The sequence below is a fragment of the Mesorhizobium sp. 128a genome (assembly GCF_053848025.1).
Window position 1 is genome coordinate 129,969 of record NZ_JBSPKY010000008.1, and the last position, 24,333, is coordinate 154,301.

Genomic DNA, 24,333 nt, shown 5'->3' on the forward strand with positions numbered 1-24,333 from the left:
GGAGAAAGCGAAAATCATGGGCTCGTCCACCCCATTGCCAAAGTGCGGATTGGGGGCAACAATGTCATCGACGCTGGCGCCAAAAGACATAAAATCAAGCGCGCACAAAAATGCGTCGGAGGAACGCGGAGAAAGCTGCTGGCCAGTTCACGGACGAGCTATGCATCCGGTCTGTCGGCGATCACCACCGACGAGCCCGACGCCGATGCATTCGCCGGGGCTGTCGCCGCCGAAGCCTCAGCCATCAACGCCGGCTTTGCGCTATTGTTCTTCTCGCAGAGCCTGGTCGACGCCACCGCACTGTCGCAAGCGCTGAAGACCCATGCGCCGACGCTGACCTATGCCGCCTGCTCGACTGCCGGCGAGATCACTCCGCAGGGCCTGGAGGAAGGCCACGTGCTGGCGCTTCTGCTTCCTTCCGCGTCATTCTCCGCGGTCAGCACCATGGTCGACAATCTCTCCTCGTCGGGCATGGACAGGATCACCGATGAAGTCGAGGCCTTGCGGCGCCTGCTGCGCGGACGCATCGGCGGTTACCATTCCAATAGCACCTTTGCGCTCTGCTTCATCGACGGCCTGTCCTTTGCCGAGGAAGCGGTGACATCGGCCATCCATTGGGGGCTGGACGACATCCCGCTGATCGGCGGTTCGGCGGGCGACGATTTGAAATTCGAAACCACCAGGCTGATCTCGAACGGCAAGGTGGCTTCCGACAGCGCCATCATCGTGCTGATATCAACCGAAATTCCCTTCCACGTCTTCAAGACCGACAATTTCGTTCCTACAGATGAGAAGCTGGTGGTGACGGCATCCGATCCCGACCACCGCACCGTGCGCGAATTCAACGCCACCAACGCGGCCGAGGAATATGCCGCGTCGGTCGGCATCGTCGCGCAGAACCTGACGCCGCTGAGCTTCGCCTCGCACCCGGTGGTGGTGAAGGTGGGCGGCGAATATTATTGCCGCTCGATCCAGAAGATGCATCCCGACGGCTCGCTGTCATTCTTCTGCGCCATCGACGACGGCGTCGTGTTGTCCATCGCCCAGCCCAAGGACATGGTGGAATCGACGCGCGCCGCCCTGCGCGACGTCGAGGAGCGGCTCGGCGGCATCGACATGGTGCTCGGTTTCGATTGCGTGCTGCGAAGGCTGGACGCCCGCAACCGCCAGGTGTTCCGCGACATCTCCGAACTCTATCGGGTCAACAACGTCATCGGCTTCGGCACCTATGGCGAACAGTACCGATCGATGCACCTCAACCAGACTTTCACCGGCATCGCGTTCGGCGAACGACAGGCGGCGGAGTAGCTCCATGCCGCTCAGGGATATTGACGACGTCGACAGGCTGAAGAAGATCAACGCCGCTCTGGTCAGCCGCGTCGAGCGCTCGATGGACCAGCAGGGCAACGCCTTCTCGCTGTTCCAGACCGCGATTTCACTGGAAAACCGGGTGCGCATCCGCACTGAGGAACTGCATTCGACGCTGCGCCGGCTGGAGCAGTCGAACATCGACCTCAGCGCCGCCAAGGAAAACGCCGAGTTGGCGAACCTGTCCAAGACGCGGTTCCTGGCCGCAGCCAGCCATGACGTGCTGCAGCCGCTGAACGCCGCCCACCTCTCGGTCTCGGCGCTGGCCGAAGTGCAGACCAGCGACGAGGGCAAGAAACTCGTCCGCCAGGTCGAGCGCTCGCTGGAGACGATGGAAGACCTGCTGCGCACGCTGCTCGACATTTCCAAGCTCGATGCCGGCGTGGTCGAGCCCGACATTGGCGACGTCAATCTGGAGACGCTGTTTTCCTCGCTACGCTCGGACTTCCTGCCGGTTGCCGAGATGAAGGGCCTGGCGCTGAAGTTCCGCCCGGTCAGCGCGGTGGTGCGTTCGGACCGCACGCTTTTGCGCCGCATCCTGCAAAACATCCTGTCCAATGCGCTGCGCTACACCCGCTCCGGCGGCGTGCTGGTCGGCACAAGGCACCGCGGCGACACCATCCGCATCGATGTCGCCGACACCGGCTGCGGCATTCCCGAAGATCAGCGCGAGGCGGTGTTCGAGGAATTCCATCGCGGCTCCGCCATTCCGGGCGATACCGGAATCTCCGGCGGCGGGCTGGGGCTCGGCCTTGCCATCGTGCGGCGCATGGCCGCCGCGCTCGGCCATCCCGTGACGTTCTCCTCGAAGCTCGGGCGCGGCACCATTTTCCATATCGATGTGCCGGTCGGCATCGGCGCCAGCGCCGATGCCATCGCCAGCCTTGCCGAGATGGAGCGGCCGCGCGGCTACGGCCTGTTCGGCACCAAGGTGCTTTTGGTCGAAAACGACGCCGATGTGCTGCAGGCCATGACCTTCCTGCTCGAGCGCTGGCAATGCCTGGTGCGCACCGCGACGTCGACCGAGGATGCACTCAGCCTGCTCGGCGACACCGACTGGGTGCCCGACATCGTCATTGCCGACCAACATCTCGACGACGGCGACCTCGGCACCGCCACCATCGCTGACGTCCGCGACTATCTCGGCCGCGCGGTGCCGGCCCTGATCGTCACCGCCGACAGCTCTGAAGCAGTGGTGAAAGCCGCCCGCGCCGCCGGCATCGAACTGATGCGCAAGCCGCTGAAACCAGCGCAGTTAAGGGCGCTGCTGGCGCATTTGTTGGCTTGAACTTCTCGGTTGAGCCTTTCGGTTACAACTGATTGCTGACTTCGATCAGATTGCCGTCAGGATCCCTGAAATAGACCGAGAAAATGGCACCAATTGCTCCCGAGCGTTCGCCCGGTCCAGCGACAATCTCTATGCGTTCCGCCGAAAGCTGTCTCACCACCTCTGTGATCGGCGTATCGGTGAGAACGCAGAAATTGCCGCTTCCGGGTACCGTGTCGCGCGCGATGTCGGCAAAGGCGCGGGCGTCCTGAAGGCTGATCTTGTTGGCGCCGAAATGTAACGACCATTTGCCAGGTCGCTCCTGGCGCGGCTCCATGCCAAGCACTCGTTCGTAGAAACAGCAAGTGCGCTCGACGTTATCCACCGCAAGAACGATATGATCGAGCGCCGTGATTTTCATAGGGTAAGCCTCTCTCGCGGACCCGCCTACCCCGCCGCCTCAAAACCCCGCCTGATCGCGAAACAGCTCCGCATTGTCCAGCTTCGATACCTCGATCACCGCTTGCGTGCGGCTATAGACGTTGAGCTTGCGCAGGATCTCCGAGACATGCGCCTTGACCGTGGTTTCGCCGACCTGCAGCTCGTAGGCGATCTGCTTGTTGAGCAGGCCCTGGCGAAGCATCTGCAGCACTCTGAGTTGCTGCGGCGTCAGTTTCGCCAGCCGCTGTACCATGTCGGCGCGGTCTGTGCTGTCAGCGTCGGGCGGCTGTCCCTCGTAGTTTTCCGGCACATAGATCGCGCCCTCCATCACCGAGCGGATGGCGGCGGCAAGATCGCTTTTGCGCGCCGATTTCGGGATGAAGCCGGCGGCGCCATAGGACAGCGCCTCGGAGATGATCTTCGGCTCCTCATAGCCCGAGACGACGACCACTGGCAGCCGCGGATGACGGGTCCTGAGCTGCAGCAGCCCGTCAAAGCCATGGACATCAGGCATGTTGAGATCGAGCAGCGCCAGATCGAACGGTTTTATCCCACCCAGAAGATCGAGCGCTTCAGCGATCGATCGTGCCTCCACCGTGTCGACTTCGGGATAGGCCATCTGAACGGCGCTGTGCAACGCCTCGCGAAACAGCGGATGGTCGTCGATGATCAGGAACCGGGCACGATCGTTGATTGCTGTCATGGGGCTCGTTTCAGTCCTCCCTGGGCACGATACTCCCGCTGGTATGGCCAGCTTATTGGCAAATAGTCTATCGCCATCTTAACCCCCGGAGGCGAAGCCGACTTCTTCCAGACGATCAAGGCCGAGCCGACGCTTTTGCGGACGCTCATGCTTGCCCGGCGGTTCAAATCGGTCAAATGTGCCGGAAGCTGAAGCAGAAAGACCTGGCATGACAGACTTCGTCCTCCCTTTGCCCGCAACCCCGTCGGTCGCCATTGCAGGCTCGGCGGCCCGCTTTGCGGTGCGCCGCATCTTCTGCGTCGGCCGCAACTACGCCGCGCATGCCCGCGAACTCGGCAATGACGAGCGCGACCCGCCCTTCTTCTTCACCAAGCCGGCCGATGCGGTGGTCGATTCAGGGATGACGATCCACTACCCGCCGCTGACAAAGAACCTGCATCACGAGATCGAGCTGGTCGCGGCGATCGGCAAGGCTGGCGTCCGCATCCCCCGCGCGCAAGCGCTCGACCATGTCTGGGGCTACGGCGTCGGCATTGACCTCACCCGCCGCGACCTTCAGGACGAGGCCAAGAAAGCGGCGCGGCCCTGGGACTGGTCTAAGGCGTTCGATCGTTCGGCGCCCTGTGGCCCTCTGATATCAGCCGCACAATCCGGCCACCCGAAAAAGGGCCGCATCTGGCTCGCCGTCGACGGCGCGGTGAAACAGGATGGCGACCTCGCCGAACTGATCTGGCCGATCGCCGATATCGTTTCGATCTGTAGCGAGTCGGTTGCACTACAACCGGGCGACCTGATCTTTACCGGCACGCCGGCCGGCGTCGGCGCCGTGGCAGTGGGCCAGACGATGACCGGCGGCGTCGACGGCATCGGCACCATCGAGATCACCATCGGCCAAGATCCCATCGGCAAGTCGTAATGCGATGAGCGACCTCGTCCTCCACAACTACTACCGCTCCTCCACCTCCTACCGCGTGCGCATCGCGTTGGAGATGAAGGGGCTGACCTACGACTACGTGCCGCATCATCTGCGCCATGGCGAGCACCTGGAGCCGGCCTACCGCGCGGTCAATCCGCAAGCGCTGGTGCCGGCGCTGATCCTGGGCGACGGCACGCTTTTGACCCAGTCGCTGGCGATCATCGAGTACCTCGACGAGACCAAGCCTGAACCGCCGCTGCTGCCCAGGGGCGCGCTCGGGCGGGCGCGCGTGAGAATGCTGGCGCAGATGATTGCCTGCGACATCCACCCGGTGAACAATCTGCGCGTGCTGACCTCGCTGCGCATGCTGTTTGGCGCCGGCGACCAGGATGTCGTCAACTGGTTCCGCCACTGGGTTAACGAGGGCTTTCAGCCGCTTGAAAAGATTCTGGCTTCATCGGCCGAGACCGGCACTTTCTGCCATGGCAACGCGCCCGGCCTCGCCGACATCTGCCTGGTCGCCCAGATCGCCAGCAACGCCCGCTTCGGCGTCGACCTGACGCCCTACCCCACCATATCGCACATCCACGCCGCTTGCATGGCGCTGCCGGCCTTTCAGAAGGCAGCGCCCGGGAATCAGATAGATGCGGAATAGCGGCGCAATGTTGCTGGTGCAGAGCATGAGGACCACCCGATGAAAGCCGTCGTCTTCGAGAAATTCGGCCAAGCGCCGACGATCCAGACCGTGCCCGATCCGAAGCCGGCCGCCGATGGCGTCGTCATCAAGGTCGAGGCGACCGGACTCTGCCGCAGCGACTGGCATGGCTGGATGGGCCATGACCCTGACGTCCAACTGCCGCATGTTCCCGGCCACGAACTGGCCGGCGTCGTCGTCGCCGCAGGCAAGCGGGTCACCCGCTGGAAGGCCGGCGAGCGCGTCACCGTGCCGTTCGCCGTCGGTTGCGGCCGCTGCTTCGAATGCAACTCAGGCAACCACCAGGTCTGCGAACACCAGACGCAGCCGGGTTTTACCGCCTGGGGATCGTTTGCCGAATATGTCGCCATCGAGCATGCCGACACCAATCTCGTGCGCCTGCCCGAGGAGATGGAATTCGCCACCGCCGCCAGCCTCGGCTGCCGCTTCGTCACCTCGTTTCGCGCCATTGTCGACCAGGGCCGGGTGACGCCGGGCGAATGGGTGGCCGTGCACGGCTGCGGCGGCGTCGGCCTGTCGGCGATCATGATCGCCAGCTCCATGGGCGCCAATGTCATTGCCATCGACTTGACCGACGAGAAACTGGAATTCGCCAAAAAGATCGGTGCCGTGGCAACCATCAACGCGGCGAATACGCCGAATGTGGTCAAGGCAGTCAAGCAGATCACCAATGGCGGCGCGCATATGTCGATGGATGCGCTCGGGCATCCCACGACATCGTTCAACTCGATCGCCAATCTGCGCCGGCGCGGTCGCCATGTGCAGGTCGGGCTGATGCTGGGCGAACATTCCCGCCCACAAGTGCCCATGGACAAGGTGATCGCCTTCGAGCTCGAAATCCTCGGCAGCCACGGCATGCAGGCCTACCGCTACCCCGCCATGATGGAGATGATCCGCACTGGCAAGCTGAAGCCGGAGCTACTCGTCGGCAAGAAGATCAGCCTCGACGAGGCGCCCGCCGCCTTGATGGCGATGGGTGGTTTTGAGGGGATCGGCATTGGGGTTGTGACGAAGTTCTAGGTGCGGAGTAGCCGTCCGCCGCGGATTTAGCGCGCGAACTTCTTCGCGCCGAACACGCACGCCACCACTCCGAGCGTGACCACCACCATCAGCGGGCTCACCTGTTCGTGCAGCAGGCTTGCCGCCAACGCCAGGCCGAAGAAGGGCTGCAGCAGCTGCAACTGCCCGACCGCCGCGATGCCGCCTTGCGCCAGACCGCGATACCAGAAGACGAAGCCGATCAGCATCGAGAACAGCGAGACATAGGCAAGACCGACCCAGGCGCCGGAACCTATGGTGGCGAACGATGGCGGCAGGGTCACGAGCGTCAGTACCAGCATGATCGGCAGCGAGATCGCCAGCGCCCAGCAGATTACCTGCCAGCCGCCGAGCCTCCGCGACAGCGCCGCCCCTTCGGCGTAGCCCAATCCGCAGACGATGATGGCGGCCAGCATCAGGCCGTCGCCGACCGGTGACGCCGTCACGCCTTGCGAAAGCGCAAAACCCGCGACCAGCCCGCTGCCGACGCAGGAAAACAGCCAGAAGGCCGGGCGCGGGCGCTCGCCGCCACGCAGCACGCCGAAGATCGCGGTGGCGAGCGGCAGCAGGCCGACGAAGATGATCGAATGGGCGGAGGTGACGTGCTTCAGCGCCAGCGCCGTTAGCAAGGGAAAGCCGACCACCACGCCAAGTGCGACGATCACCAGCGACATGAAATCGCTGCGCTCCGGCCGCTTCTGCCGGAACAGGACGAGCATCGCCAGGCCGAGCAGCCCGGCAATCGCCGCGCGGGCCGAGGTCAAAAAGGTCGGATCGAAATCCGCCACCGCCACACGCGTTGCCGGCAGCGAACCGCTGAAGATCAGCACGCCGACGAATCCATTCACCCAGCCGCTCGCAGTCTTATCCATTCCAGGCTCCAATTCTTGCGCCCCTCTATCGGGCCTGCGGGTATGGAACTGCCAGAGACAATGCGGTACAATTTTGCAAAACTGTAATGGCCGACTGAGCAATACAGATGACCGAACTCGCTCTTAAAACTAACCCTGCGGACGCCCTCGCTGCGACCACGTCCATCTCCCAAACGCTGGTCGAAACTGTCATGGCGACCATTCGCCAGCGTATTGCCGCGCGCAGCCTGACGCCGGGCGCGCGGTTGCCTTCGATCCGTGCCTTCGCCAAAGCCATGCAGGTGTCGAAATCGACCGTCGTCGAGGCCTATGAGCGGCTTGCCGCCGAAGGCGCGATCCGGTCCAGGCCGGGTTCGGGCTTCTATGCCGCCGGATCGCTGGCGCCGCTGTCGCTCGCCGAGATCGGCCCACGGCTCGACCGTGAGGTCGATCCGCTCTGGGTGTCGCGCCAGTCGCTGGAAGCCGGCGGCGAGATGCTCAAACCCGGTTGCGGCTGGATGCCGGCTTCGTGGATGCCGCAATCCGCCTTGCGCCGGGCGCTGCGCACGGTGGCGCGTGCCGACGATGTCGCGCTGGCCGATTACGGCACGCCGCTTGGCCTGCCGCCACTGCGGCAATTGCTGGCGCGGCGTATGGCAGGCCACGGCATCGAGGTCTCGCCCGAACAGATCATGCTGACGGAATCGGGCACGCAAGCCATCGATCTGCTCTGCCGCTTCCTGATCGAACCCGGCGATACCGTTCTGGTCGACGACCCCTGCTATTTCAATTTTCACGCGCTGCTGCGCGCTCACCGTGCCAAGGTCGTCAGCGTTCCCTACACGCCATCGGGGCCGGATATCGAGCTGTTCTCGCAAGCGCTGGCCGAGCACAGGCCGCGCCTCTACATCACCAATTCCGCCATCCACAACCCGACCGGCGCGATCCTGTCGCCGGTCACCGCACACCGGCTGCTGAAACTCGCCGATCAGTCGGACCTGACCATTATCGAGGACGACATCTTTGCCGATTTCGAGCACAGCCCAGCACCCCGGCTGGCGGCATTCGACGGCCTCAATCGCGTCGTCCACATCGGCAGCTTCTCCAAGACGCTATCGGCGTCGGTGCGCTGCGGCTTCATCGCCGCTCCCCACGACTGGATCGAGCAGCTCACAGATCTCAAGATCGCCACCACTTTCGGCGGCGGCCGGCTGGCCGCGGAACTGGTACTGGCGCTGCTCAGGGATGGCAGCTATCGCAAGCATATGGATCTGCTGCGCGCCAGGCTTGCGCGCGCCATGAGCGAGACCGGCACGCGCCTGAAAGCGATCGGCATCACGCCATGGATCGACCAGCCGGCGGGCCTGTTTTTGTGGAGCAGCCTTCCCGACGGCATCGATGCCGCCGAAGTCGCCCGCCGCGCTTTGGCCGACAACATCGTATTGGCGCCCGGCAACGCGTTCAGCCTGTCGGGAACCGCCAGCCGCTTCCTGCGCTTCAACGTCGCGCAGTGTCAGGACGAGCGCATTTTCAGGGTGCTTGAGACCGCGATGGCGCGGTGATCGATCAGCGAGAGGCCGCGCAGACCTCGCGAACGCAGTCGCGCAGCCAGCGTTGCGCCGAATCGGCGTCAATCCGTGGATGCCAGAGCATCGAGATGGTGACCTCGACGGTGGCGACCGGCAGCGGAAAGCTGACCATGCCGGCACGTGCGCCTTGGGTATGCCGTCCCGGCACGCTGGCGATCAGGTCCGACGCACGCGCCATGGCAAGGGCGGTCGAGAAACCGGCGACCATGCACACCACCGTCCGCTGCAGGCCGAGCAGAGCGAGGGCCTCGTCGATCGGTCCCCTTTCGCGGCCGCGCCTGGAAACACTGATGTGGCGGCCGGCTGCATAGCGTTCTGGTGTCATCGCACCTTCGCTCAACGGATGGCCGGCTCGCACCGCGCCGACGAACCGGTCGCGAAACAGCGCCTGTATGCGCACCTCCGGTCCGGTTTCGCCGGCTACCCCGATCTCCAGATCGATCGTCGCGTCGCGCAGCGAGGCGACATCCTTGTCGGCTTTGGGCGCAAAGCGCAGCCGCACGCCGGGCGCCTCGGCCTGGATGCGGGCGACAAGACGCGGTCCAAACTCCTCGACGAACCCTTCATTGGTGCGCAGCGTGAAGATCCGGTCCAGCTTCGCGAGATCGAGAAGCCTGGCAGGGCGCAGCAACGCCTCGGCATCCCCAACGACGCGGCCAGCCTGCCGCCGCAATTCCTCCGCGCGCGGCGTTGGAACCAGGCCGCGGCCGGCGCGAACCAGCAATGGATCGCCCGTCGCCTCGCGCAGCCGAGCCAGCGTTCGGCTCATCGCCGACGGGCTTAGCCTCAGCCGGCTGGCGGCGCGCGCCACGCTGCCTTCGGCCAAAAGGACGTCGAGCGCGAACAGCAGATTGAGATCGGGCGATGTCATCAGCGGATTGTAACACAAGACATGGCGTTTCACGCACGAATAAGATGCAAATGCTGCGCCTTCCGCCATGTCACTTCAGAAACTAGATCTCCGGCAGGGTCCGCTCTCGGATCGAAAAAGGAGATCGCCATGGCAATTGCCGAGCAGAACGCAAGCGAGCGCGTCTCCGCGCCGCAACAGATCAAGTCCTCTGTCTTGGCGCTGGCCAGTCTGTCGCTCGCCACGCTGCTGTCGTCGCTCGGCACCAGCATCGCCAGCGTCGGTCTGCCTTCCCTCATGCAGGCCTTCGGCGCGTCGTTCCAGTCGGTGCAATGGGTGGTTCTCGCCTATCTGCTCGCCATCACCGCCCTGATCGTCAGCGCCGGGCGACTGGCCGACATGTTCGGCAGCCGGCCGTTGCTGCTCGGCGGCATCGCGCTGTTCACGCTGGCCTCGGTTCTCTGCGGGCTTGCGCCGACCCTGTGGCTGCTGATCGCGGCGCGCGCCGTGCAAGGGCTTGGTGCGGCGCTGATGATGGCGCTGACGCTGGCCTTTGTCGCCGAGACCGTGGCCAAGGAGAGAACCGGCAGCGCCATGGGCTTGCTCGGCGCCATGTCGGCGATCGGCACCACGCTCGGCCCCTCGCTTGGCGGCCTTCTCATCGCCGGCTTCGGCTGGCGGGCGATCTTCCTTGTCAATGTTCCGCTGGGCGTCGCGGCCTTCGCGCTCGCCTGGTTGGCCCTGCCCGCCCGCGGCAAGGCTGCCGAAGCCGATCGAGGCAGGTTCGATGCGGTGGGCACCGCGCTGCTCGCTCTGACGCTCACCGCCTATGCGCTGGCGATGACGCTCGGCCGCGGCAATTTCGGCACCCTCAACATCGGCCTGCTGATCGCCGCCGGCATCGGCATCTTCCTGTTCGGCGTTGCGCAGACGAGAGCGAAGAATCCCTTGATCCGGCTTGCCGGCTTGTATGACATCAGGCTCACCGCCAGCCTCGCCATGAACCTCGTCGTCGCCACGGTGATGATGGCGACGCTGGTGGTTGCGCCGTTCTATCTGTCGCGCGGTCTTGGGCTCAATGCCGCGATGGTCGGGGTGGTGCTGTCGACAGGTCCGCTGGTCTCGGCGCTCTCGGCGCTCATCGCCGGCCGCCTCACGGATCGCTTCGGCGCGCACAGGATGATGGTCGCCGGACTGTCCAGCCTTGCCATCGGCACCTCATTGCTGTCGCTTGCTATGACAAAACTCGGCATTGCCAGCTATGTCCTGCCGATCATCTTCACCTGCTTCGGCTACGCGCTCTTCCAGACCTCCAACAATGCAGCCGTCATGAGCGGTGTCGCCGCCGGCGAGCGCGGCGTCGTGTCCGGCCTGCTCAATCTGTCGCGCAATCTCGGCCTGATCACCGGCGCATCGCTAATGGGCGCCATCTTTGCGGCCGCATCGACTGGAGGACCGGAAAGTCAGTTGACCTCAGCGGCAGCCGCCCAAGGCATGCAGATCACCTTTCAGACGGCGACGGCCCTGGCAGTGGCTGCTCTGTTGCTGGCGCTGCTCTCGGCCCGCGCCGCCGGCCGGCCGGCTTAGGCCCCAGCCCGCTTGCGGCGTTCGTAGAGCATGACCAGCGTTTCCGCGGTCAGCGCCGGCCTTTGCTCGCCCTCGATCTCGACCGTGTTGGCGGCCTTCATCAGGTATTGGCCCGGCCCCCTGTCCTCCACCGACAACAGCATGGAGCGCAGCCGGATGCGCGCCCCGACCCTGACCGGTGCCAGGAAACGCACCTTGTCGAAGCCGTAGTTGAAGGCGGCTTGCGTGTTTTCAGGCACGATGCCCATGTCGAGCGCCAGTGCGCCGATGATCGACAGCGTCAGATAGCCATGCGCGATCGTTGTGCGGAATGGGCTCTGCCGCTTCGCGCGCTCCGGATCGACATGAATCCACTGATGGTCGCCGGTGCATTCGGCAAACTGGTTGATGCGGTTCTGGTCGACGGTCGTCCATTCCGACACGCCGAGCTCCTGCCCGACCATCGCCCTTAGCTGCTCGAAGGTCGGCGGCGCTTTCGACCGTATTTCCGTCATTCCTGCTTTCCCGATGGCTCCAATGCCTCGGACCACGAACCGGCAGCCCCTGTCAATTCGCCTGTTGCGATTCTGTTCCGCCATTCTCGGCCAAATACCGCCCTTCGTCCACGGTCATGCGCGCAAGCGGCCTGTCAGAGCCGCGGCTGGCCGCCGTCGTCAGGCCGCCCCTGGCATCACTTCTTGTTTTCGTAGCCGGAGCGGATTTCCTCCATCGCTTCCTTGATGCGCTCGCGCAGGATTTCGACCGATTCGGTGCCGGATTTTTTAACCATCTCGGCCACTTCGCTGGCATTCTTCAGGGCGGCTTCGAAGGATTTCTTGGCGAACTCCGCCTGTTTCGACATCAGCTCCTGCGGGTTGCCCGGCACCTTGTAGCTTTGCGCCATGTCGCTGACTTCACGCAGCGTGTCCTGCAGCATCTCGCGCTGCCTGGACAAGAGCGAGGTCGCGCCGGCAGCCCCCGCCCGCACCGATTTTTCCAGCGCCTCGAGGTTCTTGCGGTGATGCGCAAGGACCGCCTCGACATTCGGCACCTTCAGGTCGCGGCCGAAGCGGCTGAACATGTCCAGGAACGAATCGGAATCGGGTTGTTTGGCCATTGCTCGTTTGCTCCCCAGTTTACTGCAAATGCGGAACCCTAGAGCAATTCCAGGAAAAGTGTGAAACAGTTTTCCGTCCGGAATTGCGTCAAAACAAAGAGTTAGAGCAGGTCGCAGTTTTCTGTGAAAACGGTGAACTGCTCTAATCCGGACAATAGCACTCGCGCGCCGCGTGTCCATTCGCCCGCGCAATGCAATTTGGCGGCGAATGCAGGTCAGCCGGCCCCACTTCAACCAGCAAGCAACAGCCGCTCGCCCACGTAGAGCGCGACGCCGGCAAGGCCGCCGATGATCATGCCGTTGAAGCGGATATATTGCAGGTCCCTGCCGATGTTCATCTCGATCAGCCTGGTCAGCTGGGCAAGGTCCCAGCGCTTGACCTGGTCGGCGATGAATGTCGACACGCCGCTCTTCTGGCTCTCCACGAACGAGCCTAGCGCCACGACAAAGCCCTGATTCATGTCGGCCCTGATCTGCGGATCGCCGGCAAGATGGCGGCCGACCTCGACGAACATGTTGGCGAGGTGTTCGCGAACGATCGAATTCTCTGCCTTGGCGTCCTGCTCGATGAACAGGCTGAGACTCTGCCACATGTCACCGGCCAGCGCCTTGACCTCAGGCCGCGCCAGAAAATCGCGCTTCAGTTTCTCGGCCCGCTTGGCGTATTGTTTCGAGGTCCTGAGCCGCTCGATGAAGCTATGCGCGAAACGGTCGAATTCGGCACGCATCGGGTGATCGGAATCGGCGCGCACCTCGTCGAGCAACGAACCGGCGGAAGCGACGATCTTCTTCAGGAGGTAGGCGTCGGCTCTGAACAGGTTGAAGAGCGACGGCAACTCCTCGCGGATTTTTTCTCGCATCGTCGCCAGCGCCTCTTCGTCGTTCAGGAACCGGCCGATCACCCGGGTGAATTCATCGAACAGTTTCTGGTGGCGGCGGTCGTCGGTCAGCGCCGACAGAAGTTCGGCGGCCAGCGGCGCCAGCGGCACCTTGTCTATCTGTTCCAGCATGCGGCTGGTGAGGAAGCCGCGCAGGCCGGATTGCTCGATCGCCGCAAGCGTCTGCGGCACCAGCCGCACGACGAAGCGCGACAGGCCGCGGGCGCGCTCGGTATCGGCCAGCCAGTCGGAGACGAGCGCCGCAAAATCGACCTCGGCAAGTTTTTCGCGCACAGGCTCCGGCGCCAGGAAATTGACCTCGATGAAGCGGCCGAGATTGTCGGCGATGCGGTTCTGGTTCTCCGGGATGATGGCGGTGTGCGGGATCGGCAGACCGAGGGGTCGCTTGAACAGCGCCACGACAGCATACCAGTCGGCCAAGCCGCCAATGGTCGCCGCCTCGGCGAAGGCCGCCACGAAGCCAAGCCACGGATAGGTGCCCTCGAACGATTTGGCGACGGCAAAGACCACGACGCAAAGCGCCAGCGCTGCCGTGGCAAGGAACTTTGTCCACCGCAGCGCGGAAAGCTTGGCGCCCGCTTCGGTATCGAAACCGCCGGGCGCCAGGGACGGGGCCGATTGAGACATGATGGGCCGCTCCTCGTCGATCTCAGGGGTATTTAGGGACTGTTTCGGCCCGCGACATGACCGGACGGCCGATTTCGCCTCGAGATATGCCGATTGCGCACACAAAGTTGACAAGAATATTCACCTATCATGCAATCCCAGTCTGGAATTGTTCCAAGGTATAGGCCATATTCCGAAGAGGCCAGTGTGGGCGAATCCGAAGCTCCGGGTGAGAAAGCCGCACCGGTACAATCTAAAATCTGGTGCAGTTCCAATGCGCCAGCAATTGGGTGAGGAATGAAATGCGGTTAACGCGCCAGACCAACTACGCCATGCGCATCCTGATGTATTGCGCGGCAAACACCGAACGGCTGAGCCGCATCCCGGAGATCGCGGCCGCTTATTCGGTGTCGGAGCTTTTCCTGTTCAAGATCCTGCAGCCGCTGGTCGAGCATGGTCTGGTCGAGACGGTGCGCGGCCGCAATGGTGGTGTCAGGCTTGGCCGTCCCGCCGCTGAGATCAACCTGTTCGACGTCGTGCGGGTGACCGAAGAGAGCTTCGCCATGGCCGAGTGCTTCGAGAACCACGCGGCCGAATGTCCGCTGGTCGACAGCTGTGCCCTCAACTCGGCGCTGCGTGAGGCGCTCAACGCCTTCTTTGCCGTACTCTCCCGTTACACGATTGCCGATATGGTGGCGGCGCGGCCAAACGTGCGCCATCTGCTCGGCATCGACATGCTGGTGCAGCGAGCTCCGGCCGCCTGAGCTTTCTAAGCCGCCGACTGCGGCAGCACGAACGGCACGTTTCCTGCCGGCAACACACCAACCCTGAGCCGGCAATCGAACACTTTTTCGATGAGATCGTCGCTCAACACCTCTTGCGGCGAACCGTCGGCGGCGAGCCGGCCGCGATGCATGACGAAGATCCGGTCCGCATACATGGCCGTCAGATTGAGGTCGTGCAGGATGGCGATCACGCCGCCGCCGCGCCGGGCGAAGTCGCGCGCGATGTTCATAATGATCAGCTGGTGCTTGATGTCGAGGCTGGAAACCGGCTCGTCGAGGAACAGATACCGCGGCTTGCCGTCCAGCACCGGCGCCCAGACCTGGCACAGCACGCGCGCCAGCTGAACGCGCTGCTGCTCGCCACCCGAAAGCTCCTGGTAGAAACGGCCGGCAAAACCGTCAAGGTCGACGCGCGCCAGAGCGCGCTCGGGCAGCCTGTCGTCTTCACCCGACAGCACGCCGGAACGGCCGCCGACAAGGCCGAGCCTGACCACTTCGTGCACGGTGAAGGGGAAGCACAGCGTCGTCGCCTGCGGCAGCACCGCGCGTGCAGTGGCCGCCTCCACCGGCTTCATATCAGCGAGGTTGCGGCCGTTAACGGCAATCGTTCCCGTAAACGTCAGATCGCCCGACAGTGCCTTAAGGAAAGTCGTCTTGCCCGAACCATTGGGTCCGACAATGGCGGCGATTTCGCCCGGCCGCGCGACAAAATCTACATTAGTGACAATGCGTTTGCCGCCGATCGCCACCGAGACATCGCGTGCTTCGATCATGCCCGCCTCACAGGTTTCAGATCTCACAGGTCGATCACGCCGCGCTTGCGCAGCAGGATCCAGAGGAAGAACGGCGCGCCGGCGATCGCCGTGACTATGCCGATCGGCAGTTCGGCCGGCGCCACGACGACGCGGGCGACGGCATCGGCGATGAGCAGCATCGAGGCGCCAAGCAGTGCGGACGCCGGCAGCAGATATCGATTGTCCGGACCGATCAGCAGCCGCAAGAGATGCGGCACGACGATGCCGACGAAGCCGATGCCGCCGCTGACCGCGACGGAAGCACCGACCGCCGCCGAAACGCCGACGATCGCGGTGTATTTCAGCCGCTGCACCGGGATGCCGAGATGGCCGGCCGTCGCCTCACCCAGCGCCAATGCGTTGAGGCCGCGGGCGAGAAACGGCATCGTCCCCAGCGCCAGCACGATGATCGGGCCGACGGAAGCGATCTTCGGCCAGGTCGCGCCGCCAAGCGAACCCAGTTGCCAGAAGGTCAGGTCGCGCAATTGCCGGTCGTCGGCCATGAAGATCAGGATGCCGGTCAGCGCCATGGCAAGGGCAGCGAGCGCAATGCCGGCAAGCAGCATGGTGGCGACCGAGGTCCGCCCCTGCCGCGTGGCGACGCGGTAGAGGACCAGCGTCACCACAAGGCCGCCGCAAAAGGCGGCGAGCGGCAAGGCCATGCTACCCAGCGCCAAAGTCAGCCGCGCCAGCCAGTTCGTACCGAGCACGATGACGGCGACGGCGCCAAGGCTCGATCCGGCCGAAACGCCGATCAGGCCGGGGTCGGCGAGCGGATTGCGGAACAGCCCTTGCATGACCGCACCGGAGACGGCCAGCGCCGCTCCGAGCAGCACGCCGAGCAGCACGCGCGGCATGCGGATGTCGTAGACGATCAGCCGGTCCCGAGCGCCGAGCGCGGCGTCGGCCGGCACAGTGCCGGTCAGCCAGTCACGGATGACGCCGACGGCCGACGCATCGGACGCGCCCGATGTCAGCGACAGGAACATGGAAAGGGCAAGCATCACGCACAGGAGCAAAATGACCAGGCGCGCGCGCCCTGAACGATCGCCCTCGGCCGCCACCTTGCCCGCCGCGCCGGCGATCGACTGGTCCACCATTCGCTCAGTCCGTGACCTGGCTGCCATAGAGCGAGACGGCGAGGTCATGGATGGCAGCGGCCGTGCGCGGCCCGAAGCCGAGGAGGTAACCGCCATCCATCAGGATCAGCTTGTGATCGGCGCCGGCCGGCGTCGAAGTGATCGACGGGATGGCGAACAGCTCGGCCTCCGCAATCGGCGGTCCGGCATTCTTCATCGCCAGGATCACGTCGGGCCTGGCGCTGACGATCGCCTCATCGGACATCGGCTTGTAGCCGGAAAAGCCTTCGACCGCGTTGACCGCGCCGGCGAGCTTGATGATGCCGTCGCCAGCGGTGTCGCTGCCGGCGGCGAGGATCTTGCCGCCCTGGATCGACAGCACGAACAGGACGCGCTTGCGCTCCTTGATCGACGCCGTCTGTTTTTCGGCCGCCTTCAGCTTGGCGTCGGTCTCGGCCGCCAGCTTCTCGGCCTTTGCGTCGACACCGAGCGCCTTGCCGACGATGCGGATCTTTTCCAGGATGGCGTCATGGCTGTAGTGCTCGGGCACGTCGATGAACGGCACGCTCGACTTTTTCAACACATCGACCGCTTCCCTCGGGCCGCTGCCATGCAGCGCCAGAATGCCCGACGGATTGACCGACAAAACGCCTTCCGGCGACAGCTCGCGCATATAGCCGACATCGGGCAATGCGACCGCCGCCGCCGGGTAGCGGCTGGTTGAATCGCGGGCGACCAGATGGCCCTCTTCGCCAAGCGCGTAGACGATCTCGGTGATCGAGCCGCCGATCGCCGCGATCCGCGACGTGTCGGCAAACACGGTAACGTTTTCGGTCGCCCGCGCCGGCGTCGCAAGCAACAGCGACAGACCCATGACCGCGGCAAGCGTCGGTTGCGACAGCCTCAACAATGACATCATGATTCTAGTCCTCAGGCGGCGGTCGGGCTTGGAATGCGCGGCAGGTTTTCGGCGAGGAACCGCCAGTCATCGCGCTCGCCCTCGCCTTCATGGCGCTTGCCGAAGAACTGGATGATCATCTTGCCGTCGGCGCCATAGGCTTCGAGTGAGGTGACGTGACCGTCCTTGGTCGGCTTGCGCACGGCCCAGACTTCCTGGATGTGATCCGTTCGCAAATGCAGATGGAAAGTCTCGTCCATGACGTTGATCCACGGCCCCATCGGCTTGATCGTCTTGACCGGGCCGGAATGGATCTGGATGCAACCGCGGTTTCCGACGAAGCACATGATCGGCATGCCGTCGGCTGCGGCATGATGGAACATGGCGCTGACGGCGTCATTGTCGAGCAGCCAGGCATAGTCCTGGCCGACCATGCGCACGGCCTGGCGACGGCTGAGCTTCAGCGCCTTCAGCATGCCGAAGAACTGATGCACGTCGGTCAGCCGGCTCCAGCGGTCGCGCAGATCGTCGATGTTTGCGGCAACCCCGGGTGTCTCGGCGTCGTCCTCGGCCAGGCCCACGACAGCAACCGTCGGCTCCTGGTTCGATGACTCGAGCGCCGCTACCAGTTTCTGGTAGGCATAGAGATTGGACGCCGGCCGCAGATGCACCTTGTGCACCGCATCGCCCGCCGCGTCGAAGAATTGCAGGCTGCGGCGGATGTCGCCGCCGTCGCGTTTCTCCACCGCAAAGCCATGCGCCCAGACTTTCGGAAAGATGCGCAGGTCGATGTGTTCGCCCAGCACCATGGCATTGTGCGTGCCGGGCACGACCTTGTCGTAGACGCCGATCTTCTCGTGCACCGCGCCTTCGTTGCGGGTCAGCGCCATCACTTCGCCGACCGCGTCGAGGCCGGTCAGCAGATCGTTGACGCGCGGCTCGACGCGCACGACGCCCTCGCCGCAATGCGCGGCGACCAGTTCGGCCTCGAAAATACCGAGCGCGGCGGCAAGGTCGCGCTCGCGTGTTTTCGGGTTGTCTGCCCGCGCTCGCCGGATTTCATGCGGAGCGGGTTTTACGCGCTGGTCCATACCTGTCTGCCCTGCTTTGTGTTGGCTTGTCTGGTTCGTTACTTGTTGAGGATGAGCTTACCCTGGCGGGTGATCTTCAGCCGATAGAGCGCGCCATGGTGCTCGATGCCGATCTCGTGCTCGCCCTGGAAGAGCGCGTTGGAGGACAGCGTCCGCACCGCCAGCGGCACCCGGTCGAAGCGGGTCGGCGTCTCCTCTGAACGGCGGACGCGGTAGCGGAAGTCGTTGGGATTGTGGGTGTTCATCTCGGTCTATCCCTTCCTGTGCCGGGCGTCTGGCTAGGCGTTGCAAAAATGCCGATTCATTTCTTGACTCGAATAATCAAGTTTACTAGTCAGTGCATTACCGGACTAAATGAGTCAACATTTAAGACGCCGGAAGCAATGAAAAATGCCAGCGAGCGCCAACGCCAGCCAGCATCGAACCTGGATTTTGGAGTTGGGGCATGGGGTTGGGAAATCGTGGACGACTGGGTCTGGCGCACGCCGATCCGGTGCATCGGCCTATGGCAAAGGCAAGGGCGGCCTTGCTTGCGGGGGCAGCGGCGATCGCGCTGCTGACACCGCCGGCCAGCGCGCAACAAGCCGCTCAGCCGGCAGCTGATCAGACCAAGAAAACCGAGGAAACCCAACCCGCCCCTGCCGGTGTGACGCTGCTCGACAAGATCCTCGTCATCAGCCGGACAGGCGAGACGGCGATCGAATCGCTGGCATCGGCCAGCCATGTCGACCAGGAACAGCTGGACCGCCGCATGGCGACGACACCGAACGAAATGCTGCTCGGCGTGCCCGGCGTCGCCGTGCAGGCCGATGCGCGACGCGTCAGCTCCAGCATCAACATTCGCGGCCTGCAGGATTTCGGCCGCGTCGCGGTGATCGTCGACGGCGCAAGGCAGAATTTCCAGCGCTCCGACCACGGCACGCAATCGACCTTCTATGTCGACCCCGAGCTCATCAAATCCGTCGACGTGATCCGCGGACCGACCGCCAACACCTATGGCTCAGGCGCCATCGGCGGCGTCGTCTTCTTCGACACCAAGGATGCCGAGGACTTCCTCAGGCCGGGCGAGACCTGGGGCGCATCGGCGACCGGGCGCTATGAAAGCAATGGCAAGGGCGGGACCACCAGCGCCAGCGGCGCCTACAAATTCAACGACAACTGGGATGTGCTGGGCAACATCGTCTACCGCGACTACGACGACTACAAGAACGGCAGCGGCGACACCGTCGCCGGCACCGGCTTCGACGTGCTGAGCGGCCTGCTCAAGACCACCATTCGCCCCAGCGAAAACAGCGAATTGAAGCTCGGCTGGATCGGCTCGAGCGATGGCTGGACGGAAACGAGCGGCGGCGTGCCGGCAAACGATGTCGACCTCAAGTCGAACACCTTTACCGCCCGCTACAACATCACCGACGACGCCAAGAGCTGGCTCGACCTCCACATCAATGCCTCCTACAACAAGACCAATCTCGACCTGACGACGCTTGTGCCGCAAAACCGGTTCGATCAGGTCACCGGTCTTCCCGTCGTGCTGCCGGTAGGCTCCACGTCGACCTTCGATGTCGGCACCACCGGGATCGACATCTGGAACACGTCGCGCTTCGAGACCGCCGGCATCGCGCACGAGTTGACCTATGGCGGCGACTGGGTCGGCGACGACGTCGAGACCGGCGGCACATCGGGCGGCGACAGTTTTTACACGCCGTCGGGGAAGCGCAACGTGTCAGGCGCGTACATCCAGGACAAGCTGAGCTGGGGCTGGCTCGAAGTCATCACCGGCCTGCGCTACGACAATTACAGACTGAAGGATTCGGACAACGAAACCTCGGGCGACCGGCTGTCGCCGCGCATCACCGTCGGCGTCTCGCCCTTCGAAAGCGCCAGCCTTGCCGGCCTGCAGTTCTATGGCACCTACGCGGAAGGCTACCGCTCGCCGTCACTGACCGAAACGCTGATCAGCGGCAACCATCCGGCCGGCGTCACCTTCCCGTTCCTGCCCAACCCGAACCTGCGGCCTGAAACCGGCAAGACCACCGAATTCGGCGTCAACTACAAACAGAACGACATAATCGAGGCCGGGGACGCGTTTCGGCTGAAGGCCGCCTACTTCCACAACGATGTCGACGACTACATCGAGGGCGTGACGCTGTCGCCGTTCGACCCAACCAGCGGCTGCCCGTTCGGCCCCGGCATCCCGATCTGCTTCCAGTACCAGAACTTCGCCCAGGCCAAGATCAACGGCTTCGAACTGGAAAGCGTCTATGACGCCGCCTGGGGTTATGCCGGGCTGTCGGCCTCGATCATCAACGGCCACACCATCTCTTACGAAGGCGAGCGGGCCGACCTTGCCGCCATCCCGTCCTCGCAGGTGACGGCGCAGCTCGGCTTCCGCTTCCTTCAGGACAAGCTGACCGTTGGCGGCGAGGTGCAATACAACGGCAAGCCCAAGGGCAACCTCGTGGCCAAGGACTATACGCTGGTCAACGCCTTCGCCAGTTACCAGGCGACCGACAATTTGAAGGTCGATTTCCGCGCCGACAATCTGTTCGATGTCAAATACACCAACCCGCTGAACGGCGGCACAACTGCTGTGATCTACGAGCCCGGCATCACACTGAAGCTGGCGGCAACCATGCGCTTTGGAGGCTGACGTCAATGACAGGCTTGACGATATCGCTTCGTCTCCTGACCTCGACGCTGGCGATGTCGCACGGTTCGGCGCCGGCGTGGGCTCAGTCCGCGCCGGCGCCGCAACTCAGCCTCGAGCTCAATGCCGCGCAGCCATCCGACAAGGGCTGCCGGCTGACCTTCGTCGTCAACAATGCGCTTGGCGCCGATCTGTCCAAGGCGGCCTTCGAGATCGCGCTGTTCAACGATGCCGGCCTCGTCGATCGGCTGAGCGTGCTCGACTTCAAGGACCTGCCGGTCGGCAAGACCAAGGTGACCCGTTTCGACCTTGCCGGCACCGACTGCACCAAACTCAGCCGCGTGCTGATCAACAGCGCCACCGAATGCACCGGCGCCGGCGTCGAGCCGGGCGCCTGCATGCGCGGGCTGAAGACTGCCAAGACCGGCATCGCATTCGGCGTCTGAGGTGGGACTGCATCCCGCCTTCGAGCACGATAACGCGGAGTGGCCCATCTCCGGTCCATCGCCGTGGCCCGCAACCGATCTTGATTTGACAATCCCACCCGCTCGCTGCAGGTCTCGCCGCAAACCATGCAGGACATCAGCCCCCTCCCCGACGCCGGCAACGAACTGGCGATTGCGCCGGCCGAGCCGCCTGCGCAGTCGCGGTCACAGCCGTCGGCCGCGGACCGCAAGTGGACGATGGCGATCATCGCCTCCTGCCTGCTCCATGCCGCTGCCGCGGCGGGGTTTTTGATCGCGCCCACGGGGACATTCGATTCCAGCAACGCGATACAGTCCGAGGGCACCGATCAATCGGGCGCTGATGTCGTCGGCAGCGATTTGGACGGCCAGGCGCCCGGCGCGGTGGATGTCACCTTGGTGTCGGACCCGCGACCGTCCGAACCCAAGGCCGTTCCACCCGCGCCGCCGGCCGAGGCACCACAACCGGTAGAGCAGCCCGAGGCGCCACCGGAAGCCGTCAAACAAGCAATCGACAGTCCCGACATGTTGACCGCTGCCACCCCCCGCCAGGACGACCAGAGTGTCACCAGAAGCAGCGAGCCGCCGGCAGCGCCCACTGCGCAGACGCAAAGCACCGAGGCTCCTCCTGCAGACGCACCTCCCGCAGAAACCCCTGTTGCCAAGCCACCAGTCCCGACTGCAAGACCAAGCGCCTCAGCTGGAGTCGGAGGAACAAGCAACACCAACGATTCGCGCGGCGCGGCAGACGGCGAGGAACGCGACGCATCGGTGGTTGCCAGCAAGGGCAAAAAGCAGGCTGCGGCCGGCAATGCGATGGAATCCCGCTACAGCGGGGAAATTCAAAAGAAACTCGCCAAGGCTAACCGCCGCGTTTCCAAAGCGGTGCAAGCAAAGGCTCAAAACAATGCCAGGGTCGTTTTCGTCGTCATGGCCGATGGCAGCGTCGGCGACGTACAGCTTGCCGAAAGTTCAGGGTCTGCCGAGCTTGACGAATTCGCTTTGAAGCTGGTGCGCCAGCAAGCTCCATTCCCGCCCATTCCAACGGAAACCGGCAGGTCGAGTTGGGTGTTCAGGGCGCGGATCGGTCCATTTTAAGAAAACCTCCACCGCCGCACCGTAGCGGCTCATCAAACACAACTCATCGGTATCGAAAGGAAGCCAATGTACATCGCCATGAACCGCTTCAAGGTCCAGAACGGCTCGGAGACCGCCTTCGAGGATGTCTGGAAGAACCGCGATTCCAGCCTCTCGGAGATGAAAGGCTTCAGGGAATTCCACTTGCTGCGCGGCTCGGTCAATGAGACTGAGGGTTACACCCTGTTTGCCTCGCACACGGTTTGGGCAAGCCACGAGGATTTCGTCGCCTGGACCAAATCCGAGAATTTTCGCGCCGCCCACCGCAACACCGGCACCTCGAAGGTGCACTATCTCGGCCATCCGCAGTTCGAAGGCTTTTCGGTGGTCGAGGGCGCTTGAGATATTTTGGCCTAGGGGGCAGCTGCATTCAGAGCTGCCCACTGTCAGGCCCGACCAAGCAATCGCCGCAAAGAGCGGGTGACGCGCTTGCGCAGCCATCGCAACCGGCTTCTGCGATCCAGAAAAGGCCTCACGCGCGGATCATCTCCCAGGCGGCCGAACCGCCTGATGTGCTGCGCCAGGAATCCAGGCACGAAATCGCGGCCATTGACGGCGCCGAGCCGCTCCGCATTGGCGAGCACATAGTCGAGAACATCCGTACCCAGCGCGATCTCATGCGTGCGATAGGCCGCCGATTGCTGCACGTGGCCCCCGGCATAGGAGACGCCGGCGGACGCGTTGGCGCCGTGCAGACGATAGAGGCCGAGACCTTCCGACAAGAGCAGGCTGCCGGCCGACAGATGTGCGCATGTTGCAGCCAGATAGTCGGTCCCTATCCTGGTCTTGAAGGGGAACGCCAGAACCGGTTCCAGTGCGCCACGTCTGAAAACCATCGATGATGTCGGCGCCCACATCCACCCATAGACCCCTGGCCCAAAATAGGTGACCGGATGATCCGATGCATAGGCGAGATCGGGCGCTATCTCGCCAAGCTGCCTGCCGGCCGGAATGACGGTCCCGAGGCCATCCGGCTCGGGACGCGGCTTGCGCAACAGGGCATAGGTGCCGCCCAGCAATATTCGGTCGCCATCGACCAGGAACACGTCCGAACTGGACAGCGCCGCAGAGCGCACTGCATTGAGATGGGCCGAAATATGCGCCAGGAGAAAATTCGGCAGCCAGACATCGTCGGCGTCAAGAAAGGTCACAAACGGCGCGTCACCAGCGGCAAAGCCGTCGCGGAAGGCCGCCAGTTGGCCGCCGTTTTGCGGCCGCATCAGGAGACGCAGGCGCGGATCGCCGATTGACTGGAGAAGCTGACGGACATGCTCGGCCGAGCCGTCGGTCGAGGCATCGTCGACGATGACGCATTCCCAATTCCGGTAGGTCTGCGTCAACACCGAACGGATCGCCTGTTCGACATAGGGCCGGTAATTGTAGCAGGTGATGACCACGGCCACGCGCGGCAGCTCAAACGGTGGGCGCTTCTCTTCCATCTGTTCGGCTTGGCCCACTCGAGTTGCTGTCTATATCAGCGCATATACTTGCAACCAGACGCAGGCAAGCGAG

At 63.8% G+C, this 24,333-nt stretch carries 25 protein-coding genes; 12 read left to right on the forward strand and 13 right to left on the reverse strand.

Features of this window, described 5'->3' with window-relative positions; all coding sequences use genetic code 11:
• The first annotated feature begins 135 nt into the window (after positions 1-135).
• Both ACWTU9_RS15540 and ACWTU9_RS15545 read left to right on the forward strand, forming a co-directional pair.
• Positions 136-1,308, forward strand: a complete 1,173-nt coding sequence (locus tag ACWTU9_RS15540; RefSeq protein ID WP_455859142.1) for an FIST N-terminal domain-containing protein — start codon at positions 136-138, stop codon at positions 1,306-1,308.
• Positions 1,309-1,312: 4 nt separating this feature from the next.
• Positions 1,313-2,656: an ATP-binding response regulator gene (locus ACWTU9_RS15545; RefSeq protein ID WP_454587773.1), complete on the forward strand. Its 1,344-nt coding sequence runs from the start codon at positions 1,313-1,315 to the stop codon at positions 2,654-2,656.
• A 22-nt stretch (positions 2,657-2,678) separates the two neighbouring features.
• Here ACWTU9_RS15545 and ACWTU9_RS15550 read toward each other — a convergent pair whose 3' ends face one another.
• Together ACWTU9_RS15550 and ACWTU9_RS15555 are read right to left on the reverse strand one after the other, a co-directional pair.
• Positions 2,679-3,056 carry a VOC family protein gene (locus ACWTU9_RS15550; RefSeq protein WP_455859044.1) on the reverse strand — a complete coding sequence of 126 codons (378 nt, stop codon included), beginning with the start codon at positions 3,054-3,056 and terminating at the stop codon, positions 2,679-2,681.
• Between the two features lie 39 nt (positions 3,057-3,095).
• Positions 3,096-3,779: a response regulator gene (locus ACWTU9_RS15555; RefSeq protein WP_023681717.1), complete on the reverse strand. Its 684-nt coding sequence runs from the start codon at positions 3,777-3,779 to the stop codon at positions 3,096-3,098.
• Positions 3,780-3,987: 208 nt separating this feature from the next.
• Here ACWTU9_RS15555 and ACWTU9_RS15560 point away from each other — a divergent pair, with 208 nt between their 5' ends.
• Genes ACWTU9_RS15560 through ACWTU9_RS15570 form a run of 3 tightly spaced genes read left to right on the forward strand, consistent with a single transcriptional unit; the run spans position 3,988 to position 6,430 of the window.
• Positions 3,988-4,695 carry a fumarylacetoacetate hydrolase family protein gene (locus ACWTU9_RS15560; RefSeq protein ID WP_455859045.1) on the forward strand — a complete coding sequence of 236 codons (708 nt, stop codon included), beginning with the start codon at positions 3,988-3,990 and terminating at the stop codon, positions 4,693-4,695.
• 4 nt (positions 4,696-4,699) lie between these two features.
• Positions 4,700-5,350 (forward strand): maleylacetoacetate isomerase, encoded by a 651-nt coding sequence (maiA, locus tag ACWTU9_RS15565; protein ID WP_455859046.1) that lies wholly within the window; start codon positions 4,700-4,702, stop codon positions 5,348-5,350.
• A gap of 39 nt (positions 5,351-5,389) precedes the next feature.
• Complete coding sequence (locus ACWTU9_RS15570) at positions 5,390-6,430, forward strand: zinc-dependent alcohol dehydrogenase family protein (RefSeq protein ID WP_455859047.1); 1,041 nt, start codon at positions 5,390-5,392, stop codon at positions 6,428-6,430.
• A 26-nt stretch (positions 6,431-6,456) separates the two neighbouring features.
• Here ACWTU9_RS15570 and ACWTU9_RS15575 read toward each other — a convergent pair whose 3' ends face one another.
• Complete coding sequence (locus tag ACWTU9_RS15575) at positions 6,457-7,320, reverse strand: DMT family transporter (protein ID WP_455859048.1); 864 nt, start codon at positions 7,318-7,320, stop codon at positions 6,457-6,459.
• Between the two features lie 191 nt (positions 7,321-7,511).
• On the opposite strand from ACWTU9_RS15575, the gene ACWTU9_RS15580 reads away from it, so the two are divergent.
• Positions 7,512-8,861 (forward strand): aminotransferase-like domain-containing protein, encoded by a 1,350-nt coding sequence (locus ACWTU9_RS15580; protein WP_455859049.1) that lies wholly within the window; start codon positions 7,512-7,514, stop codon positions 8,859-8,861.
• A 4-nt stretch (positions 8,862-8,865) separates the two neighbouring features.
• On the opposite strand, the gene ACWTU9_RS15585 is transcribed toward ACWTU9_RS15580, so the two are convergent.
• Entirely contained in the window at positions 8,866-9,759 is an 894-nt protein-coding gene (locus ACWTU9_RS15585; protein ID WP_455859050.1) for a LysR family transcriptional regulator, read from the reverse strand.
• 129 nt (positions 9,760-9,888) lie between these two features.
• Here ACWTU9_RS15585 and ACWTU9_RS15590 point away from each other — a divergent pair, with 129 nt between their 5' ends.
• Positions 9,889-11,325 carry an MFS transporter gene (locus tag ACWTU9_RS15590; protein ID WP_455859051.1) on the forward strand — a complete coding sequence of 479 codons (1,437 nt, stop codon included), beginning with the start codon at positions 9,889-9,891 and terminating at the stop codon, positions 11,323-11,325.
• Here the strand turns inward: ACWTU9_RS15590 and ACWTU9_RS15595 are convergent.
• From ACWTU9_RS15595 to ACWTU9_RS15605, 3 genes are all read right to left on the reverse strand, one after another.
• Positions 11,322-11,819, reverse strand: coding sequence for a MaoC family dehydratase (locus ACWTU9_RS15595; protein ID WP_455859052.1), 498 nt, complete (start codon positions 11,817-11,819; stop codon positions 11,322-11,324). The genes ACWTU9_RS15590 and ACWTU9_RS15595 overlap by 4 nt on opposite strands.
• A 176-nt stretch (positions 11,820-11,995) precedes the next feature.
• Positions 11,996-12,421 (reverse strand): phasin family protein, encoded by a 426-nt coding sequence (locus ACWTU9_RS15600; RefSeq protein WP_455859053.1) that lies wholly within the window; start codon positions 12,419-12,421, stop codon positions 11,996-11,998.
• A gap of 230 nt (positions 12,422-12,651) precedes the next feature.
• A complete protein-coding gene (locus ACWTU9_RS15605; protein ID WP_455859054.1) occupies positions 12,652-13,947 on the reverse strand; it encodes a DUF445 domain-containing protein in 1,296 nt (431 codons plus the stop codon).
• A 281-nt stretch (positions 13,948-14,228) separates the two neighbouring features.
• On the opposite strand from ACWTU9_RS15605, the gene rirA reads away from it, so the two are divergent.
• A complete protein-coding gene (gene rirA, locus ACWTU9_RS15610; protein ID WP_455859055.1) occupies positions 14,229-14,690 on the forward strand; it encodes an iron-responsive transcriptional regulator RirA in 462 nt (153 codons plus the stop codon).
• Positions 14,691-14,695: 5 nt separating this feature from the next.
• Here the strand turns inward: rirA and ACWTU9_RS15615 are convergent, their stop codons facing one another.
• Genes ACWTU9_RS15615 through hemP form a run of 5 tightly spaced genes read right to left on the reverse strand, consistent with a single transcriptional unit; the run spans position 14,696 to position 18,818 of the window.
• Entirely contained in the window at positions 14,696-15,484 is a 789-nt protein-coding gene (locus tag ACWTU9_RS15615; RefSeq protein WP_455859056.1) for a heme ABC transporter ATP-binding protein, read from the reverse strand.
• Between the two features lie 23 nt (positions 15,485-15,507).
• Positions 15,508-16,605, reverse strand: coding sequence for a FecCD family ABC transporter permease (locus ACWTU9_RS15620; protein ID WP_455859057.1), 1,098 nt, complete (start codon positions 16,603-16,605; stop codon positions 15,508-15,510).
• Positions 16,606-16,609: 4 nt separating this feature from the next.
• Positions 16,610-17,503 carry a heme/hemin ABC transporter substrate-binding protein gene (locus tag ACWTU9_RS15625; protein WP_455859058.1) on the reverse strand — a complete coding sequence of 298 codons (894 nt, stop codon included), beginning with the start codon at positions 17,501-17,503 and terminating at the stop codon, positions 16,610-16,612.
• A gap of 11 nt (positions 17,504-17,514) precedes the next feature.
• A complete protein-coding gene (locus tag ACWTU9_RS15630) occupies positions 17,515-18,573 on the reverse strand; it encodes a hemin-degrading factor (RefSeq protein WP_455859059.1) in 1,059 nt (352 codons plus the stop codon).
• A 38-nt stretch (positions 18,574-18,611) separates the two neighbouring features.
• Complete coding sequence (hemP, locus tag ACWTU9_RS15635) at positions 18,612-18,818, reverse strand: hemin uptake protein HemP (protein WP_454574287.1); 207 nt, start codon at positions 18,816-18,818, stop codon at positions 18,612-18,614.
• Positions 18,819-19,078: 260 nt separating this feature from the next.
• On the opposite strand from hemP, the gene ACWTU9_RS15640 reads away from it, so the two are divergent.
• The 4 genes from ACWTU9_RS15640 to ACWTU9_RS15655 all read left to right on the forward strand — a co-directional run bounded on the left by ACWTU9_RS15640 (position 19,079) and on the right by ACWTU9_RS15655 (position 23,163).
• The gene (locus ACWTU9_RS15640) at positions 19,079-21,223 is read left to right on the forward strand and encodes a TonB-dependent hemoglobin/transferrin/lactoferrin family receptor (RefSeq protein WP_455859143.1); all 2,145 of its coding nucleotides are present in this window, start codon (positions 19,079-19,081) and stop codon (positions 21,221-21,223) included.
• A gap of 5 nt (positions 21,224-21,228) precedes the next feature.
• On the forward strand, positions 21,229-21,666 hold the full coding sequence (locus tag ACWTU9_RS15645) for a hypothetical protein (RefSeq protein ID WP_455859060.1): 438 nt from the start codon (positions 21,229-21,231) through the stop codon (positions 21,664-21,666).
• Positions 21,667-21,903: 237 nt separating this feature from the next.
• Positions 21,904-22,782, forward strand: a complete 879-nt coding sequence (locus tag ACWTU9_RS15650) for an energy transducer TonB family protein (protein ID WP_455859061.1) — start codon at positions 21,904-21,906, stop codon at positions 22,780-22,782.
• Positions 22,783-22,848: 66 nt separating this feature from the next.
• On the forward strand, positions 22,849-23,163 hold the full coding sequence (locus ACWTU9_RS15655; protein ID WP_455859062.1) for an antibiotic biosynthesis monooxygenase family protein: 315 nt from the start codon (positions 22,849-22,851) through the stop codon (positions 23,161-23,163).
• 44 nt (positions 23,164-23,207) lie between these two features.
• Here ACWTU9_RS15655 and ACWTU9_RS15660 read toward each other — a convergent pair whose 3' ends face one another.
• Complete coding sequence (locus tag ACWTU9_RS15660; protein WP_455859063.1) at positions 23,208-24,260, reverse strand: glycosyltransferase family 2 protein; 1,053 nt, start codon at positions 24,258-24,260, stop codon at positions 23,208-23,210.
• Positions 24,261-24,333: the final 73 nt, after the last annotated feature.

Coding starts and splice junctions, on each gene's coding strand:
- ACWTU9_RS15590 (WP_455859051.1), top strand. CDS start 9,889: ATGGCAATTGCCGAGCAGAACGCAAGCGAGCGCGTCTCCGCGCCGCAA.
- ACWTU9_RS15625 (WP_455859058.1), bottom strand. CDS start 17,503: ATGATGTCATTGTTGAGGCTGTCGCAACCGACGCTTGCCGCGGTCATG.
- maiA (WP_455859046.1), top strand. CDS start 4,700: ATGAGCGACCTCGTCCTCCACAACTACTACCGCTCCTCCACCTCCTAC.
- ACWTU9_RS15655 (WP_455859062.1), top strand. CDS start 22,849: ATGTACATCGCCATGAACCGCTTCAAGGTCCAGAACGGCTCGGAGACC.
- rirA (WP_455859055.1), top strand. CDS start 14,229: ATGCGGTTAACGCGCCAGACCAACTACGCCATGCGCATCCTGATGTAT.
- ACWTU9_RS15605 (WP_455859054.1), bottom strand. CDS start 13,947: ATGTCTCAATCGGCCCCGTCCCTGGCGCCCGGCGGTTTCGATACCGAA.
- ACWTU9_RS15555 (WP_023681717.1), bottom strand. CDS start 3,779: ATGACAGCAATCAACGATCGTGCCCGGTTCCTGATCATCGACGACCAT.
- ACWTU9_RS15560 (WP_455859045.1), top strand. CDS start 3,988: ATGACAGACTTCGTCCTCCCTTTGCCCGCAACCCCGTCGGTCGCCATT.
- ACWTU9_RS15570 (WP_455859047.1), top strand. CDS start 5,390: ATGAAAGCCGTCGTCTTCGAGAAATTCGGCCAAGCGCCGACGATCCAG.
- ACWTU9_RS15580 (WP_455859049.1), top strand. CDS start 7,512: ATGGCGACCATTCGCCAGCGTATTGCCGCGCGCAGCCTGACGCCGGGC.
- ACWTU9_RS15595 (WP_455859052.1), bottom strand. CDS start 11,819: ATGACGGAAATACGGTCGAAAGCGCCGCCGACCTTCGAGCAGCTAAGG.
- ACWTU9_RS15645 (WP_455859060.1), top strand. CDS start 21,229: ATGACAGGCTTGACGATATCGCTTCGTCTCCTGACCTCGACGCTGGCG.
- hemP (WP_454574287.1), bottom strand. CDS start 18,818: ATGAACACCCACAATCCCAACGACTTCCGCTACCGCGTCCGCCGTTCA.
- ACWTU9_RS15640 (WP_455859143.1), top strand. CDS start 19,079: ATGGCAAAGGCAAGGGCGGCCTTGCTTGCGGGGGCAGCGGCGATCGCG.
- ACWTU9_RS15615 (WP_455859056.1), bottom strand. CDS start 15,484: ATGATCGAAGCACGCGATGTCTCGGTGGCGATCGGCGGCAAACGCATT.
- ACWTU9_RS15660 (WP_455859063.1), bottom strand. CDS start 24,260: ATGGAAGAGAAGCGCCCACCGTTTGAGCTGCCGCGCGTGGCCGTGGTC.
- ACWTU9_RS15545 (WP_454587773.1), top strand. CDS start 1,313: ATGCCGCTCAGGGATATTGACGACGTCGACAGGCTGAAGAAGATCAAC.
- ACWTU9_RS15630 (WP_455859059.1), bottom strand. CDS start 18,573: ATGGACCAGCGCGTAAAACCCGCTCCGCATGAAATCCGGCGAGCGCGG.
- ACWTU9_RS15585 (WP_455859050.1), bottom strand. CDS start 9,759: ATGACATCGCCCGATCTCAATCTGCTGTTCGCGCTCGACGTCCTTTTG.
- ACWTU9_RS15575 (WP_455859048.1), bottom strand. CDS start 7,320: ATGGATAAGACTGCGAGCGGCTGGGTGAATGGATTCGTCGGCGTGCTG.
- ACWTU9_RS15600 (WP_455859053.1), bottom strand. CDS start 12,421: ATGGCCAAACAACCCGATTCCGATTCGTTCCTGGACATGTTCAGCCGC.
- ACWTU9_RS15650 (WP_455859061.1), top strand. CDS start 21,904: ATGGCGATCATCGCCTCCTGCCTGCTCCATGCCGCTGCCGCGGCGGGG.
- ACWTU9_RS15620 (WP_455859057.1), bottom strand. CDS start 16,605: ATGGTGGACCAGTCGATCGCCGGCGCGGCGGGCAAGGTGGCGGCCGAG.
- ACWTU9_RS15550 (WP_455859044.1), bottom strand. CDS start 3,056: ATGAAAATCACGGCGCTCGATCATATCGTTCTTGCGGTGGATAACGTC.